Genomic DNA, 15,371 nt, shown 5'->3' on the forward strand with positions numbered 1-15,371 from the left:
ACCACGGATGTCGACCGTCCGGGGTAGGTAGAAAAATTGTGATCTCATTCCGGAGGCGGGCTCGCCTCCCTACCCTTTTGGGCTTGTCAGGGCGTAAGTCTTAGGCTGTCGAGACGGATTTTTCCACCAGCAGCTAGAGAAGGCAGGACCGTGCAGGACTCCCGCGCAACCGAGACGGCCGGGCAGGGCTCGGTAGACCACGGCGCACCCCAGGGTCGCGCCGGTGATACGCCCGCTCATCGGTACACCGCCGAGCTCGCCGGGGAGATCGAGCGCCGGTGGCAGCAGCGGTGGAACGAGCGCGGCACCTTCTTCGCCCCGAACCCGGTGGGTCCGCTGGCCGGTGAGGTCCCGGCCGACAAGCTGTTCGTCCAGGACATGTTCCCGTACCCGTCGGGGGCGGGGCTGCACGTGGGCCATCCGCTGGGCTATATCGCCACCGATGTGTTCGCCCGCTACCACCGGATGCGGGGCCGCAATGTGCTGCACGCGCTGGGGTACGACGCGTTCGGGCTGCCCGCCGAGCAGTACGCGGTGCAGACGGGGGCGCATCCGCGCGCCACCACCGAATCCAATATCGCCACCATGCAGCGGCAGCTGGACCGGCTGGGCCTGGGGCACGACCGGCGGCGTTCGTTCGCGACCACCGACCCCGAGTACTACAGGTGGACGCAGTGGATATTCCTGCGTATCTACAACGCCTGGTACGACCAGGAGATCGGCCGCGCCCGTCCGATCGCGGAGCTGGAACAGCAGTTCGCGACGGGGGCCCGGCCGGTGCCGGACGGTAAGGACTGGGCGACTATGCCCGCCGCCGAACGCAATGCCGTGCTCGACTCGTACCGGCTGGTCTACCAGACCGATTCGGTGGTGAACTGGTGTCCGGGGCTGGGCACGGTGCTCTCCAACGAAGAGGTCACCGCCGACGGCCGCAGTGAACGCGGTAACTTCCCGGTGTTCCGTAAACGCCTGTGGCAGTGGATGATGCGGATCACCGCCTACTCCGATCGGCTGATCGACGATCTGGACCGGGTGGACTGGCCGGAGAACGTCAAGGCCATGCAGCGCAACTGGATCGGGCGCTCGCGCGGCGCGCGGGTCGAGTTCGCTACCGCGGCAGGCGATGTGGAGGTCTTCACCACGCGCCCCGACACCCTGTTCGGCGCGACCTATATGGTGCTGGCCCCCGAGCACGAGACGGTGGACCGGTTGGTCGCCGCCGCCTGGCCGGAGGGCACCGATCCGCGCTGGACGGCCGGTAGTGCCACGCCGGCCGAAGCCGTGGCGGCCTACCGCAAATCCATTGCCGCGAAATCGGATCTGGAGCGCCAGGAGAACAAGGACAAGTCCGGCGTCTTCCTGGGCGCCTACGCCACCAACCCGGTCAACGGCGCGCAGATCCCGATCTTCATCGCCGACTACGTGCTGAGCGGCTACGGCACCGGCGCGATCATGGCGGTGCCCGGGCAGGATCAGCGCGACTGGGATTTCGCGACGACCTTCGGCCTGCCGATCATCCGGACCGTGCAACCGCCCGCGGATTTCGACGGCGAGGCCTACGCGGGTGAAGGGCCGGCGATCAACTCCGACTACCTGGACGGCCTGAACATCGCCGACGCCAAGGCGACCGTGATCGCCCGGCTGGAAGCCGACGGCCACGGCGCGGGCACCGTCCAGTACAAATTGCGGGACTGGCTGTTCGCGCGGCAGCGGTACTGGGGTGAACCGTTCCCGATCGTCTACGACGAGGCCGGCGCGCCGCACGCGCTGCCGGAATCGATGCTGCCGGTGCGGCTGCCCGAACTCGACGATTTCGCGCCCGTCACCTTCGACCCCGACGACGCGAACTCCGAACCGTCCCCGCCGCTGGCCAAGGCCACCGACTGGGTCGAGGTCGAGCTGGATCTGGGCGACGGCCCGCGCAGGTACCGCCGGGACACCAATGTGATGCCCAACTGGGCGGGGAGCTCCTGGTACCAGCTGCGCTACGCCGACCCGACCAACTCCGCGGAATTCTGCGCCGAAGAGAACGAGACCTACTGGCTGGGCCCGCGGCCCGCCGAGCACGGCGCCGACGATCCGGGCGGGGTCGACCTGTACGTCGGCGGCGTGGAGCACGCGGTGCTGCATCTGCTGTACGCGCGATTCTGGCAGAAGGTCCTGTTCGACCTGGGTGAGGTGAGCAGCAGCGAACCGTATCGGCGGCTGTTCAACCAGGGCTACATCCAGGCATTCGCCTATACCGACGCGCGCGGCGCCTACGTGCCCGCCGCCGAGGTGACCGAACGCGCCGGCCGGTTCTACTGGACCGACACCACGGGCACCGAGGTCGAGGTGCAGCAGGAGTACGGCAAGATCGGCAAATCGCTGAAGAACGCGATCGCCCCCGACGAGATCTGCGATCTCTACGGGGCCGACACCTTCCGCTTCTACGAGATGTCGATGGGCCCGCTGGACACCTCCCGGCCGTGGGCGACCAAGGACGTCATCGGCGCGCACCGGTTCCTGCAGCGGGTGTGGCGGCTGGTGGTGGACGAGGAGACCGGCGCGACCCGGGTCACCGAGGACAATCCCGCCGACGAGACGCTGCGGCTGCTGCACCGGACCATCGCCGGTGTCGACGAGGATCTGGCGGCCATGCGCGACAACACCGCGGGCGCCAAACTGATCGAACTGACCAACCACCTGACCAAGGCCTATCCCGGCGGCGCGCCGCGTTCGGCGGTGGAACCGGTGGTGCTCATGCTGGCCCCGCTGGCCCCGCATATGACCGAGGAGCTGTGGGAGCGGCTGGGGCACACCCACTCGCTGGCCCACGGACCGTTCCCGGTGGCCGACCCGGCGTTGCTCACCGCGGAAACGGTGGAATACCCGATCCAGGTCAACGGCAAGGTCCGCAGCCGGATCCAGGTCGATCCGGAGGCCGACCGGTCCGCCATCGAGGCGGCCGCGCTGGCCGACGAGAAGATCGCCGCCCTGCTCGACGGCAAGGCCCCGCGCAAATTGATCGTGGTCCCCGGCCGCTTGGTCAACATAGTCGCGTGAAGGTGACGGTCGACATGGTGGCCTGGGCTTTCCCAGGTCTCCGTGTTGGCCGGTCGTTAATCCGTCGGTCTCCTGAGACTCGCCTGGGTGGGCTAGCGTGCGTGCGTTCAGCCCGGAACAGGAGTCCACTGTGAAACCTCTAGCGCTCTTTGCCGCCCACGAACCCGCGGGGTCGCGGGCTCGCGTCACCTGTCAGTACAAATGCGGAAACGCCTGCTTCCACGAGGTGCCCAACACCTCGGCGAACACCTACTTCGGGGATATCGTCGCGGGGATCTCCCGGCGGCGCCTGCTGCAGGGCAGTGCGGCCGCGGTGGTCGCGATCGGCGCGGCGAGCGCGCTCGCCGCCTGCGGCGACGGGACCGAGGTCGGCCCGGCCGCGAATTCCGGGGGCACGGGGACCGGGTTCGCGCCGGTCGCGCCGAACACCGAGGACGCGCTCGTCGTTCCGGAGGGTTACGAGCAGGGCGTCGTCATCCGCTGGGGTGATCCGCTGTTCGAGGACGCGCCCGAATTCGATTTCTTCGGCCAGACCCCGGCCGCGCAGGCCGAGCAGTTCGGTTACAACAACGATTTCGCCGGCCTGCTGCCGATCGAGGGACAGCCGGGCAAGTACCTGCTCGTGGTGAACCACGAGTACACGACCGAACAGTTCATGTTCCCCGGCTACAAGCCCGAGGCGATCACCCGGGAACAGGTCGAGATCGCGATGGCCGCGCACGGTCTGTCCGTGGTCGAGGTGCACGGTGACCCCGGGAGTGGCCGGCTGAAACCCGTTTTCGGGAAGTACAACCGGCGCATCACCGCGACCACCGAGTTCCGGCTGACCGGGCCCGCGGCCGGCAGCCCGCTGCTGAAGACCTCCGCCGACCCCACCGGCACGAAGGTCCTCGGTACGATCAACAACTGTTCCGGCGGGGTGACCCCGTGGGGCACGGTGCTGTCCGGTGAGGAGAACTTCAACGCCTACTTCGTGGGCAAATCCGCCGATCCGGTGGCGGCGGCGCGGCTGAAACGCTACGGCATCGGCGAATCCGACGCCCCGCACTACTGGGAGAAGTTCGACAAGCGTTTCGATATCGCCGCCGAACCCAACGAATCCCACCGCTTCGGCTGGGTCGTCGAGGTGGACCCGTGGGATCCCGCCTCCACCCCGGTCAAGCACACCGCGCTGGGCCGGTTCAAGCACGAGGCGGCGAATATCCACGTCGCCGCCGACGGCACCGTCGTCGCCTACACCGGTGACGACGAGCGGTTCGACTACATGTACAAGTTCGTCTCCGCGCGCAAGGTCGAGCCCGGTACCGGGGCCGCGAGCCGCCGCCACAATATGACCATCCTGGCCGCCGGCACCCTCTACGTCGCGAAACTCACCGGCGATCACCCGGACCGGGTCGACGGTTCGGGCACCGTCCCCTCCGATCAGGGTTTCACCGGCACCGGGCAGTGGATCCCGATCCTGCGCACGGCCGAGGACGGTCGCGGCGAATCGCTGGTGGACGGGATGACCGCCGAGGAGGTCGCGGTGTTCACCCGCCTCGCCGGGGACAAGGTAGGCGCCACCAAGATGGACCGTCCCGAGGATTTCGAGGCCAACCCGAAAACCGGCAAGGTCTATGTGGCGCTGACCAACAACGACAAGCGCGGCACCGACGGCAAACCCGGGGTCGACGAGGCCAACCCGCGCAACAAGAACAAGAACGGCCAGGTACTCGAGCTCACCGACGATCACGCCGGCACCTCGTTCACCTGGACCCTGTTGCTGGTCTGCGGTGACCCGGCCGCCGCCGACACCTACTTCGCGGGCTACGACAAGACGAAGGTCAGCCCCATCTCCTGCCCCGACAACCTCGCCTTCGATCCGTACGGCAACCTGTGGATCAGCACCGACGGCAATGCGCTCGACGCCAACGACGGACTGTTCGCGGTGGTGCTCGACGGTGACCGGCGTGGCGAGACCAAACAGTTCCTGTCGGTTCCGGTCGGCGCCGAGACCTGCGGTCCGGTGATCACCGAGGAGCGGGTCATGGTGTGCGTCCAGCATCCGGGCGAAACCGACGATGCCTCGGTGGAGAACCCGGCCTCGCATTGGCCGGACGGCGGAACGACCCAGCCGCGCCCGGCCGTGGTGGCGGTATGGAAATCCGGGGGCGGCCGGATCGGCGTGTAGGCGTACCTCCGCCTTCGCTCCGGCCGTGCGCGTCGGTGCGTACCTCCGCCTTCGCTCGGGCCGTGCGCGTCGGTGCGTACCTCCGCCTTCGCTCCGGCCGTGCGCGTCGGTGCGTACCTCCGCCTTCGCTCGGGCCGTGCGCGTCCGTATATCGGGGCGTTCGGCCACAGCTCGGTTGGGGAGTTGTCCTCGGAGTGTGGCGGCGTACAGGCTATCCGCTGCCGGTGAGCCCGCCCATCCGGGCGAAGCGGGCGAAATCACCCTGTGCGCCGCTGTATACGTTGATATCGGTGTTGCCGTGGATACCCGGGATCGAGCCGGAGTCGGTCTGCTGCCAGAAGGCCCACGCGGGCCAGCGCCCGGGTACCTCCGGTTCGGCGCGGTCACGATAGTCGGCGATCCACAGCGGGTAGCGGTGGAACTGGTCGCTGTCGGCCATCGCGGTCTGCCAGAACCGCGGGTAGGTGTAGACGATCGGCACACGTCCGGTGAGGGTTTGCACGGTGTTGAGGTAGCGGTGGGTCCAGTCGATCAGCGCGCCCGGCGCCAGACCGCCGGAATGCTCGATATCCAGTACCGGCGGTAGGTCCAGCGGGCCGTTCTGGCCGAGGACGATCGTCGCGTAGAGGGCAGCCTGCGGTTCCGGCGGGAGTTCCGGGCGGGCGTAGTGATAGGTACCGCGCGCCATCCCGGCCAACCGCATCTGCAGACTGTCCTGAACGAAGAACGGGTTGACGTAGTCCAGGCCCTCGGTGGCCTTGACCATGGCGAAACGGTGACCCGCGGCGCGGACAGAGAACCAGTCGATGGGCCGTCCACCACTGTGTTGCCAGGACGAGACATCCGGGCCGGTGGGTTCGGCGTGCGCGGGTGCGGAAACGAGCGCGAGGCCCGCCACCAGCGCGAACGTCAGCAGGCCTACGCCGGTGGGCCGGCGGCGGACTCGAACGAAGCTGCCCGGCCCCAAGCGCGAGCCGGACTTTCGCACGGTCGATCTCAATCGGGCAGTGTTCATGGTCCGACCCTAGGCACGCGGAGCGGGACTCCTCGGTATTGCGCCGCCGTGTCCGACGGCGACGCGCTGTGTGGGCCTACTGAGGTTGGCCGAGGTGTACGTCCGTGTACACCTTTCGGCTACTCCGGGTGGTCAGCATTGATGGCCGGGGCCCGTCCCGTGTCCGGACCGACCGGCGGAAGGAAGGCTCGGGATCACCAGGGCCCCGAGCCCCCGTAGGCGGGACGAACAAGTCTCGAATCGTCGTGGCGTGGTCGGGATCCGGTCCGGATACTGGTTTCAATATTGTGCGGAGCCGGAGGTGGGTTATGCGCACTGTCGGATGGTCGGCGGCGGAAACGCAACTGTTCGCGGGAGAGACCTGGGGCGTCTCCGGCCCCGCGTTCCTGCTGCTCTACCTACCGATCGCGGTTGTCGCCGTGGTGATCGGATGGCGGCTGCGGCACCGTATCGTGCACGCGCCCGCGTCGGCTCCGCCCGGTGAGCTCACCGCACCCGAACTCGGTCTGCTGACCAGCGATCGGCGGGCAGTGATGGCTTCGGTCGCGCTGCTGCGCGGTCACGATCTCATCGACGCCGGTGGTAGTCCGGTCGGGTCCGCCGCCGCGGCGGTCGCGCTGGATCCGTTCACCGTCGCGGTGCGCGACCGGCTCGACGAGTCGAAGCAGAGCATCACCCTGGTGACCCATCGGCTCCGGGCCGAACTCGACCGAATGCGTAAGACTCTCGCAGATCGCGGTAATCTGGCCGACGGCCGGTACACGAAGCAGTTGCGGGAAGCCGCACTGCCCATTCTGGTCGTCGGCCTGTTCGGGGTGGCCCGGCTGGTCACCGGTCTGGCCAACGGAAAGCCGGTGCTCTTCCTCCTGCTCGTGCTGGTCGGGCTGGGAATCGCCGGATGGCGGGTCGCGACGCCGGTGCGGGTCACGCCCGCGGGCCGGGCGGCGCTGGCGGAGGCCGCCGACGGCAACCGGTATCTGCGCCCGGCGAACTCGCCCTCCTATCAGACCTACGGACCCGCGGCCGCCGGGTTGGCGGTCGCGCTGTTCGGCGTGCAGGCGCTGATACTGCTCGATCCGGCGCTGAACACCGCCATGTCCGGTTCCAGCGCCGACGGTGTCTCCGGGGGCGATTCCGGAGGGAGCGACGCGGGTGGCGGCGGTGGTTGCGGTGGGGGCAGCGGCTGCGGTGGGGGCGGTTGCGGTGGCTGACCGGTGACCGGCCCGCTACCGGAAACCGCGCTCGGGATCGGCTGGCGACCGGAGATCTGCGGTGTGATCGACCGGCTGGACGGTCTCGATTTCTGTGAGGTCATCGCGGAATCGCTACGTCCGGGCGCCCGCGGTGGGGTCGAGGTGCCGGTGGAACTGGCGGCGCTGCGCGACCGGGGTACCGCTGTTGTCCCGCACGGTATCTCGTTGTCGCTGGGCGGTGCCGAGCCGGTGGACGGGCGCCGCATCGAACATCTGGCCGCATGCGCGCGGGCGGTATCGGCGCCGCTGGTGAGTGAGCACATAGCCTTCGTGCGGGCGGGGGGACTCGAGGCCGGTCATCTGCTGCCGGTGCCGCGCAGCCGGGAAGCGCTCGACGTACTGTCCGCGAATATCGCCCGCACCCGGGCCGGTTTGGACGTGCCGCTCGCGGTGGAGAACATCGCGGCGCTGTTCGACTGGCCCGACGACGAATTCAGCGAGGCGGAATTCCTGACCGAGATCGTCGAACGCACCGGGGCGTATCTGCTGCTGGATATCGCCAATGTGTACGCGAACGCGCGCAACCGGGGCCGCGACCCGCGCACCGAACTGCGGCGCCTGCCCACCGAGCGGATCGCCTACTGCCATATCGCCGGCGGCCACGAATCCGGCGGTCGCTACCACGACACCCATCTGCATCCGATACCCGCGGAGGTGCTCGCGCTGGTCACCGAGTTCGTACCCGATCACCCGGTTCCGCTCATGCTCGAACGGGACGGTAACTATCCGCCTGCCCACGAGCTGCTCGACGAGCTGGACGCGATAGCCAACGCCGCGGCCCGCGCACCGGTCACCGCGGCCGCCCGGGCGGGATCGCGGTGACGGACGCGCAGGCGCCCGGATTGGCCGATCGGCAGGCGGCCCTGGTGCGTGCCCTGGTGGTGGGGGAAGCGGTCCCGGCGGGTTTCGACCCGGCCGCGGTGGGTGCGGCGGCACACGCACTGCGGCACAAACGGGCCCGGGAGGTCGCGGCCCGCCATCCCGAACTGGTGCACGCCACCGGTCCGGATTTCACCGAGCGGTTCGTCGAATGGGCGCGGAATCGGCCGAAGGACGCGACCGCGGCCGATGCCCTGCGTTTCGCCCGCGAGTGCGGTATCCCGTGGCCGCCGTCGCGTCCAGGACTCCTCGCCCCGGTGTCCGGGCTGCTACGGCGACTTCGCTCGTGGTGACCCGAAGTCATCGCCCCGCCGCGACCGCGGTTCGGTGCCGCGGGCCGATTCGGCCCGGCCGTTCGCCCATTCCATAGCCGGTGTCAGAGCCGGACACCCCGATGTGGAAACCCGCCACCTGCTTATTACAACGATTCACCAGATAATGAACCGCTAAACAACGGCAACTTGATGGCGTGTTTATCGACGCTGTCGGCTCAGGGGAGGCGCGGCAGGCCGGGCAGCGCGAACGGCAGTTGCGGCAGCGGCAGGTGAACCGCCGGCAGCAGGCTCGGCGCCGGCGCGGGGATGTGGGGGTTGGGTGTGTTCCAGACGGCCGGGCTCTCGGTGCCGCCGCCATGGCCCGCCCGGTCCCAACCCGCCGGCTGGTCGTAGCCGTTATCGTTGTGTGAGTCGCGGTCGGGGTACTGGTTGCCGCCACTGTTGAGGTGGTCTTCGTACCCGTCGTAGTTGTGCTGGTTGTGATCCACGTAGCCGTACTGGCCGTTGTCGTCCCAGCCGAAATCCCCGTTGCCGTTCCAGCTGTCGCTATCGCCGAAGCTGTCGCCGGAATCGTGGGAATCGCTGATCTGGGTCGCCTGGCCGGTGTCGGCGAAAGCGGAAGCGGCGGTGATGACCAGTGGTGTGAGGGCGATGACCGCGATCGCGGCGATTCGCGCGGCGAGGCGGCGGGTGCGCTGTGCGGGGTTCGTGTTCATCGGTGGGTCCTCACTCGATCGCACTTGCTGGAGTGCTTTATTGGAACATCGTCTACCGTACCGCTATCTAACGGCACGTTCAATAGATAGCCGTCAATGGGCGTGAACGGGCTCACTTCGGGACGACGCGCACCGTGGGCACTCCAGCTCTTGTTGCCTATACGTATATGTCTACGTATAGTTGGCTCATGCCGAACAAGACCATCTACGTCGCCGACGACGACCTGCCGCTGTTCCAGCGCGCGCAGGAGTTGGTCGGCGGCAATCTGTCCGGCGCGGTGGTCACCGCGCTCAAACGCTTCATCGAATTGGAGGAGGGCAAGGTCGAGGGGTACGAGGAAATCGTGCTCCGGGTCGGCCACAACGGTGTCCGGCAGGTGCGCTTCCAGGGCTCCCTGCTCGGTGAACATCGGGACGTGGGCGATGAGCGGATGGAACACATCCGGGTGTTCCGCGGCCGCAAGGGGAAATACGCGCTGCACGAGCAGTATTCGAATTGGTCGGACTATCCCGAATCGGCGAACTGGCTGCGTGACCTGAAGAACTGGCGCCGCATGCTCGGTATCGAGCACGACTGGGGAGACTATAGGTTCACGGTCGTGGACACCCTGGAGGAATTGCGGGACAAGATCCCGGACCAGCTCTACCAGCGGATCTCCGGGATCGCCGATCGTCCACCTGTGGAAGAACTCGATATCTGATCCGTTCCGGCCCGCAACGGCCGTGACCGCGTACTGAAAACACCGCACCGCGACCAGGGGGCGGTGTCGAACATCCCTACGTACGGAAACTCCGCGCGGCCGGTCGAGTTCGGACCCCGGATTCCCGGCCGGGCGAACCGCGACGGATCAGAGCCGATCCGGGCCGAGGAGAGTGGCGGGTGGGCTCTGCCGCCCGAGGCGCGTCCGCCGCCGACGTCGCCACCGCCTGGGCCATCGCCAAGGGGGCCACCCCGATCATCGGGGTCACGAAGGCGGGTTACATCGACGGGTTGGTCCGAGCTCACGGCATCGAGCTGGCCGACGAGGAGATCGCGGAGCTGGAGGCGCTGGCGGATGCTGCGGACGTCGACACGCACGGCAGCTGGGAGCACGACATGTAGCAGTCGTCGGCGGACCGAAGGAGAGACCACGCGGGAAAGGCCGTCACGATCATGCCGATCGTCTCGCCGGCGAGCGGCCTGGACGGTGTCCTCTGGTCGACCACGGTGTTCCGGCGCGCCAGGGCCGCTGACGCCCGCCTGTGCCGATCCCCGCCGGTTCGCCGGCGCGGATCGGGGCGAACTAGTTGCGTTCCACCTCGATCGGATGGGTGGCCAGCAGTGACAGCGGCAACGGCTGCCGGCGCAGCACCTGCGCCCACATATCGGTGCGCCGCCCGGCGATCGGATCACTGGGCAGGGCGGACACCACGATCCAGTCGTCGTTGGCCAGTTCGCTGTCCAATTGACCGAAGGTCCAGCCCGCGTACCCGGCGAAGATCCGGACGCCCTCGACCAGCGGGCCGATCCGGTCCGGTTCGGCATCCAGATCGACCAGCACCACCCGGCCGTCCACCCGGCGCAGCCCCGGCGTCCCGTCGATGGACGCGCCCACCCGCAAGGTGCCCAGGCACAGCGCGGCATCCCGTTTGACGGGCCCGCCCACGAACAGGGTGTGCGGCCGGGCCGAAAGCTCCGCCCATTGCGGCAGCACATCGTGCACCGGGGTGTCGCTGGGCCGGTTCAGCACCACTCCGAGCGTGCCCGCGTCGTTGTGCTCGATGATGTAGACCACCGTGCGGCGGAACGTGGGCTCGGCCAGGTCGGTCGAGGAAACGAGTAGTGTCCCGGCCCGCACCGTCTGCTCACCCTGCCGGTTACCGCGACGACCAGGTTCGGGCTCGTGCCCGTCACCGCGGCCGCCCCGGGTCTTGCGATCATCGGGGTCATCTGCCTGCGCCACCTGGCCATCATCGCAGTTATTGCCCGACTGTGCCGCTCTGATCAACTGTTCACTTCGCGCGAAGTTCGCTCGGGAGCCGTTTCCGCGCCATCTGGACATACCGCGACAGCCTCGTAGAGTCAGCCGTATGCGTCCCCCCGAGGTGCTCCTGGACAACAGCGACGATGTGTACGCCTTCTACCGCGAACACCGGCAGAACCGCCTGCAGGCGATGGGCGCCTACGCCCTGCTGGGGCGGCGCTACCGGCCGCGGGTCGCCTACGCGACCGGGGCACGTGAGGCGATCGGCGCCCTCATCCGCTCCCGGACCCCGCTGCTGATCGCGGTGAACCACCTGTCCCGGCTGGATCCCTACACCCTCGCGGCCGCCGCCTGGCGCAGTGAACTGCGGCCCATCATCGGCCGCACCCGGGTGCTGGCCAAGGACGAGCTGTTCGAGGAGGCCAAATTGCGCCGCCGCATCGACATGATGGGCGGCATCCCGGTGTTCCGCGGGCGCGACCACGGGCTGCGGGCGGTGAACGCGGCGGGGCAGCGGATGATGGATATCTGCGCCGAACGCCTGGCCGGTGGGGACAGCCTGGCGATCTTCCCGGAGGGCACCTGCAACGATGTCGACCCGGCGCAGGTGCAGGCGGTCGGAACGGGAATCGGGCATATCGCCTTCCGGACCACCAGACTCGGCGCCCGGCCCGCACTGATCGGTCTCGGTCTGAGTTACGGCCCACGCGCCGACCCGGCGGTCGAGCCGACCAAGGAGCAGGCGAAAGCGGCGAGCTTCTACTTCGGAATGCCCCGAACCGAACTGCCGACCCGGCCCGCGGAGATCGCCCGGCTGGTTCGCACCGACCTGCAACAGGCCCTCGACGGCGCCGTGGCCGCCTACTGAGACCTCTTCTGCGGTCCTACGGGGCGCGCTGTGAGCGGGGGTGTCTTTGCGGAAAGTTCCCTTTCCCGAGGCGCCGGTCTCTCGCCCCCTCGCACAAGCAGCAGCGCGCCTCGCGGGGGAGCGGGTGGAGTTCGTTTCCGGAGAGGATTCACCTCGGAGGCGCTGGAGGGCCCCTTTCGAGCAGATGTGCGCGCGCAGGTGTCCGACACCCGGATCGTCGCGTCCTCGAACAACTAGCTGCGGGGGCCGTGTGGGGCGTTTTGCGGATGGGTGTGCTTCTCAGGCGCTGGATTGTCGCAATCCCGAACGGTAACTGCGCGGCCTACTGCGGCAACCCCAGCCGGTCGCGAGCCCAGTGCGGCACCATCGACAGGTATTGCGGTCTGGTCTCGATGAAATGCTGGACCACCCGGCACATGGGCAACACGCCCAGCCCTTCGGCGTGGGTGGCGGCCAGGGCCGACTCGACGAGGACCCGGGCGTAATCCCGGTCGTCGAATCCCGGGTCGACCTCGGTGTGCACGAATGCGCGCTCGCCGGCGGTGTCCTGATATTCGGTATATCCCGCGACCTCGCCCTCGACCGTGATCTCGAAGCGTTCCAGTGCGGTGTTGTTGCGGACCTCCGTCGGCATGGCTCGACGTTACTCGCTCGGCGGTGAATTCTCGCATCGATTGCGCGGCGGGTCAGTCCATTTCGATGATCGCCCGCCCGACGATCTCGCCGCGGGCCAGTGCGCCGTAGGCCTCGTCGGCGCGGTCCAGCGAGTAGCGGCGGGTGATGACCTCCTGCGGCCGGACCGTATTCGCCGCGACCATCCGCAGCAGCGCGGGCATATCGGTGCGCGCCTTCGCGCCGTAGGAGCCGCGGATCTGCAGTTTGCGGCGCACCAGCCGGGCCAGGTCCACCGCGCCGGTGGCGCCGGCGGGTGCGATGCCCACCACCACCGCCCGGCCGCCGTCGTCCAGTACGTCCAGGGCCGTCGCGAACGTCGCGGCGCTGCCCAGCGCCTCGAACGCCACGTCCACCCCGTGCCCTTCGGTCAGCTCCCGGACCCGGGCCGCGGCGTCCTCGGTGCGGGAGTTGATCGTATGGGTGGCACCGAGTTTCGCGACCGCGGCCAGTTTGTCGTCGCTGATATCGATCGCGATGATCCGGGCGACCCCGGCCGCCGCCGCGAACTGCACGATCGACGACCCCACGCCACCGGCCGCGACCACCGCGATCCGGTCGCCGAGCGCGAGTTCGGCGGTGTGCACGGCGCCGAGCGCGGTGAACGAACTACAACCCAGAATCGATACGGCCTCGAGTCCGACATCCGCGGGTACTGCGAAGACATCGGAGGCGGGCACCACGCAGTATTCGGCGAGCCCGCCCATCGAGTACATGGCGAGTGGGGTTCCGTCGGCACGGGCGAGGCGGGTCGTACCGTCGTAGAGGGTGCCGCCCAGCCGGTTGTAGGCGAAGAATTTCTCGCACAGGTCCTCGGCGCCGCGGACACAGTGACGGCAGTCGCCGCAGGGCATGATGAAGCTGCAGACCACGTTGTCGCCGACCGCGATCGTCTCCACGCCTTCGCCGAGTTGTTCGACCACACCGGACACCTCATGGCCGAGCACCGCGGGCGCGGGAAATTTCACCTCGGAGCGCAGGACGTGCAGGTCGGTGTGGCAGACCCCGCAGGCGGTGACCCGCAACAGGACCTCGCCGCGCCGGGGGACCGGCACCGGGATGTCCTCGATCACCAATCGGGGTTCGGTTCCGTGGAAAACTGCGGCCCGCACGCCACTCTCCTTCATTCGTTCCGGCACACGCGCCCGATGTCCGCGTGGGAACAGCCGGGCTCGACCACCGTCTCAGAAAAAGGTGCTGTCGGGAGCCGGTTCGGCCGTCCGGCCGGTAATTGCCGCTCGAACCATCGCACGTGTGCGGTCCGTTATAGACCCTACCTGCGGGTTCATATAAACGAGAGCACTGCTCTTGACATGGCAGCCGGGAGATGCGATTGTTGTTCACAACAGAGAGCACCGCTCACAAAGGAGTAAACGATGACCGCCGCGACCCGCTACCTCGCCCCCACCGGTTTCGACCCGATCTTCAACCGGCTCGCCAACCTGCTGCCCAAGCTCGGGATCAGCGTCGCCGGTTCCCGGTTGCTGGCGGTGCGCGGGCGCAAGTCCGGGGAGTGGCGGACCACCATGGTCAACCTGATGACCGCCGCCGACGGGCAGCGTTATCTCGTGGCGCCGCGCGGCCACACGCAGTGGGTGCGCAATCTGCGGGTCGCCGGTACCGGTGAGCTGCGGCTGGGCCGGCGGACCGAAGCCTTCACCGGGATCGAGGTCGCCGACGCGGACAAGGTGCCGTTGCTGCGGCTCTACCTCGAACGCTGGGGCTGGGAGGTCGGCCGCTTCTTCGAGGGCATCACCAAGGACTCCACCGACGCCGAACTCGCCGAAATCGCCCCGGGCTTCCCGGTTTTCCGGATCGAGAACGCGAGTTGAGGCAGGGCCGGCAACCGGGTGTCAGGACCGCCGGGTCAGCAGGTATTCGATCGCGGCGGCATAGCCCTGGATGCCCATCCCGGCGACGACCGCGTCGGCGATGGGGGAGATGTAGGAGTGCCGGCGGAACTCCTCGCGTGCGTGCACATTGCTGATGTGCACCTCGACGATCGGCACCTCCGGAACGACCAGCGCATCGCGCAGCGCCACCGAGGTGTGGGTCAGGCCGCCGGGATTTATCACGATCGCCGACACCGTACCGCGCGCCTCGTGGATCCGGTCGATCAGCGCGCCCTCGGAATTCGACTGGAAATGGGCTATCTCCCACCCGTGCGCCGCCGCGACCCGACGACACAATTCGATTACATCGTCGAGGGTCTCCGACCCATATATCTCGGGTTGCCGAGTGCCGAGCATATTCAGGTTGGGCCCGTTGAGGACCAGAATCGGGCTGCTCGAGGTTTGCGGGACGGCGGCATCGGACATGACAGCAACCCTACCGACACCTCCCGCGCGGGCGGATGGTTCTGGGCTACCGTAACGGGGTATCTCTTCGATGAATGCGGACCTGCGGGGTAACGGCGCACCGCTTCTGATCGATCGGTAGCGTAGCGTCGCCGGGTGTTCTCGGGCGCTCCGATAATTGATCATGGTCCGCTGTGTGACGAGTTGGGCTCGGCCG

The 15,371-nt window shown here is 68.2% G+C and carries 15 protein-coding genes; 9 read left to right on the top strand and 6 right to left on the bottom strand.

The window, feature by feature from the left end; genetic code table 11:
- Window positions 1-150: 150 nt before the first annotated feature.
- Window positions 151-3,045, top strand: coding sequence for a leucine--tRNA ligase (gene leuS / locus NF4_RS04325; protein WP_063125998.1), 2,895 nt, complete (start codon window positions 151-153; stop codon window positions 3,043-3,045).
- A 130-nt stretch (window positions 3,046-3,175) separates the two neighbouring features.
- Complete coding sequence (locus tag NF4_RS04330) at window positions 3,176-5,215, top strand: PhoX family protein (protein WP_084532857.1); 2,040 nt, start codon at window positions 3,176-3,178, stop codon at window positions 5,213-5,215.
- Between the two features lie 211 nt (window positions 5,216-5,426).
- Here NF4_RS04330 and NF4_RS04335 read toward each other — a convergent pair whose 3' ends face one another.
- Window positions 5,427-6,230: a glycoside hydrolase family 25 protein gene (locus NF4_RS04335; protein WP_084532852.1), complete on the bottom strand. Its 804-nt coding sequence runs from the start codon at window positions 6,228-6,230 to the stop codon at window positions 5,427-5,429.
- Between the two features lie 308 nt (window positions 6,231-6,538).
- Here NF4_RS04335 and NF4_RS04340 point away from each other — a divergent pair, with 308 nt between their 5' ends.
- Genes NF4_RS04340 through NF4_RS04350 form a run of 3 tightly spaced genes read left to right on the top strand, consistent with a single transcriptional unit; the run spans window position 6,539 to window position 8,655 of the window.
- Window positions 6,539-7,441: a TIGR04222 domain-containing membrane protein gene (locus NF4_RS04340; protein WP_063126001.1), complete on the top strand. Its 903-nt coding sequence runs from the start codon at window positions 6,539-6,541 to the stop codon at window positions 7,439-7,441.
- A 3-nt stretch (window positions 7,442-7,444) separates the two neighbouring features.
- Complete coding sequence (locus NF4_RS04345) at window positions 7,445-8,305, top strand: MbnB/TglH/ChrH family RiPP precursor modification enzyme (RefSeq protein WP_063126002.1); 861 nt, start codon at window positions 7,445-7,447, stop codon at window positions 8,303-8,305.
- Complete coding sequence (locus NF4_RS04350; protein WP_063814500.1) at window positions 8,302-8,655, top strand: SCO6045 C-terminal-like domain-containing protein; 354 nt, start codon at window positions 8,302-8,304, stop codon at window positions 8,653-8,655. Before NF4_RS04345 ends, NF4_RS04350 begins: the two co-directional genes overlap by 4 nt.
- A gap of 197 nt (window positions 8,656-8,852) precedes the next feature.
- On the opposite strand, the gene NF4_RS04355 is transcribed toward NF4_RS04350, so the two are convergent.
- Complete coding sequence (locus tag NF4_RS04355) at window positions 8,853-9,353, bottom strand: hypothetical protein (protein ID WP_063126003.1); 501 nt, start codon at window positions 9,351-9,353, stop codon at window positions 8,853-8,855.
- A gap of 188 nt (window positions 9,354-9,541) precedes the next feature.
- Between NF4_RS04355 and NF4_RS04360 the strand changes: the two genes are divergently transcribed.
- Both NF4_RS04360 and NF4_RS04365 read left to right on the top strand, forming a co-directional pair.
- On the top strand, window positions 9,542-10,054 hold the full coding sequence (locus NF4_RS04360; RefSeq protein WP_063126004.1) for an EXLDI protein: 513 nt from the start codon (window positions 9,542-9,544) through the stop codon (window positions 10,052-10,054).
- A gap of 179 nt (window positions 10,055-10,233) precedes the next feature.
- Window positions 10,234-10,455 (top strand): aldo/keto reductase, encoded by a 222-nt coding sequence (locus tag NF4_RS04365; protein ID WP_063126005.1) that lies wholly within the window; start codon window positions 10,234-10,236, stop codon window positions 10,453-10,455.
- Window positions 10,456-10,636: 181 nt separating this feature from the next.
- Here NF4_RS04365 and NF4_RS04370 read toward each other — a convergent pair whose 3' ends face one another.
- On the bottom strand, window positions 10,637-11,296 hold the full coding sequence (locus NF4_RS04370; protein ID WP_084532853.1) for a YqgE/AlgH family protein: 660 nt from the start codon (window positions 11,294-11,296) through the stop codon (window positions 10,637-10,639).
- Window positions 11,297-11,423: 127 nt separating this feature from the next.
- Between NF4_RS04370 and NF4_RS04375 the strand changes: the two genes are divergently transcribed.
- Entirely contained in the window at window positions 11,424-12,185 is a 762-nt protein-coding gene (locus NF4_RS04375) for a lysophospholipid acyltransferase family protein (protein WP_063126007.1), read from the top strand.
- Window positions 12,186-12,507: 322 nt separating this feature from the next.
- On the opposite strand, the gene NF4_RS04380 is transcribed toward NF4_RS04375, so the two are convergent.
- Window positions 12,508-12,819, bottom strand: coding sequence for a GNAT family N-acetyltransferase (locus tag NF4_RS04380; RefSeq protein WP_063126008.1), 312 nt, complete (start codon window positions 12,817-12,819; stop codon window positions 12,508-12,510).
- A 52-nt stretch (window positions 12,820-12,871) separates the two neighbouring features.
- Window positions 12,872-13,969, bottom strand: a complete 1,098-nt coding sequence (locus tag NF4_RS04385) for a zinc-binding dehydrogenase (RefSeq protein WP_063126009.1) — start codon at window positions 13,967-13,969, stop codon at window positions 12,872-12,874.
- Window positions 13,970-14,233: 264 nt separating this feature from the next.
- Here NF4_RS04385 and NF4_RS04390 point away from each other — a divergent pair, with 264 nt between their 5' ends.
- Entirely contained in the window at window positions 14,234-14,689 is a 456-nt protein-coding gene (locus NF4_RS04390) for a nitroreductase/quinone reductase family protein (protein WP_063126010.1), read from the top strand.
- Between the two features lie 21 nt (window positions 14,690-14,710).
- On the opposite strand, the gene aroQ is transcribed toward NF4_RS04390, so the two are convergent.
- Complete coding sequence (gene aroQ / locus NF4_RS04395) at window positions 14,711-15,175, bottom strand: type II 3-dehydroquinate dehydratase (RefSeq protein ID WP_063126011.1); 465 nt, start codon at window positions 15,173-15,175, stop codon at window positions 14,711-14,713.
- Window positions 15,176-15,371: the final 196 nt, after the last annotated feature.

It is taken from the genome of Nocardia fusca NBRC 14340 (genome assembly GCF_001618425.1).
Taxonomy (GTDB): Bacteria; Actinomycetota; Actinomycetes; order Mycobacteriales; family Mycobacteriaceae; genus Nocardia; species Nocardia fusca.

Coding starts and splice junctions, on each gene's coding strand:
- NF4_RS04335 (WP_084532852.1), bottom strand. CDS start 6,230: ATGAACACTGCCCGATTGAGATCGACCGTGCGAAAGTCCGGCTCGCGC.
- NF4_RS04375 (WP_063126007.1), top strand. CDS start 11,424: ATGCGTCCCCCCGAGGTGCTCCTGGACAACAGCGACGATGTGTACGCC.
- NF4_RS04360 (WP_063126004.1), top strand. CDS start 9,542: ATGCCGAACAAGACCATCTACGTCGCCGACGACGACCTGCCGCTGTTC.
- NF4_RS04390 (WP_063126010.1), top strand. CDS start 14,234: ATGACCGCCGCGACCCGCTACCTCGCCCCCACCGGTTTCGACCCGATC.
- NF4_RS04340 (WP_063126001.1), top strand. CDS start 6,539: ATGCGCACTGTCGGATGGTCGGCGGCGGAAACGCAACTGTTCGCGGGA.
- NF4_RS04355 (WP_063126003.1), bottom strand. CDS start 9,353: ATGAACACGAACCCCGCACAGCGCACCCGCCGCCTCGCCGCGCGAATC.
- aroQ (WP_063126011.1), bottom strand. CDS start 15,175: ATGTCCGATGCCGCCGTCCCGCAAACCTCGAGCAGCCCGATTCTGGTC.
- NF4_RS04380 (WP_063126008.1), bottom strand. CDS start 12,819: ATGCCGACGGAGGTCCGCAACAACACCGCACTGGAACGCTTCGAGATC.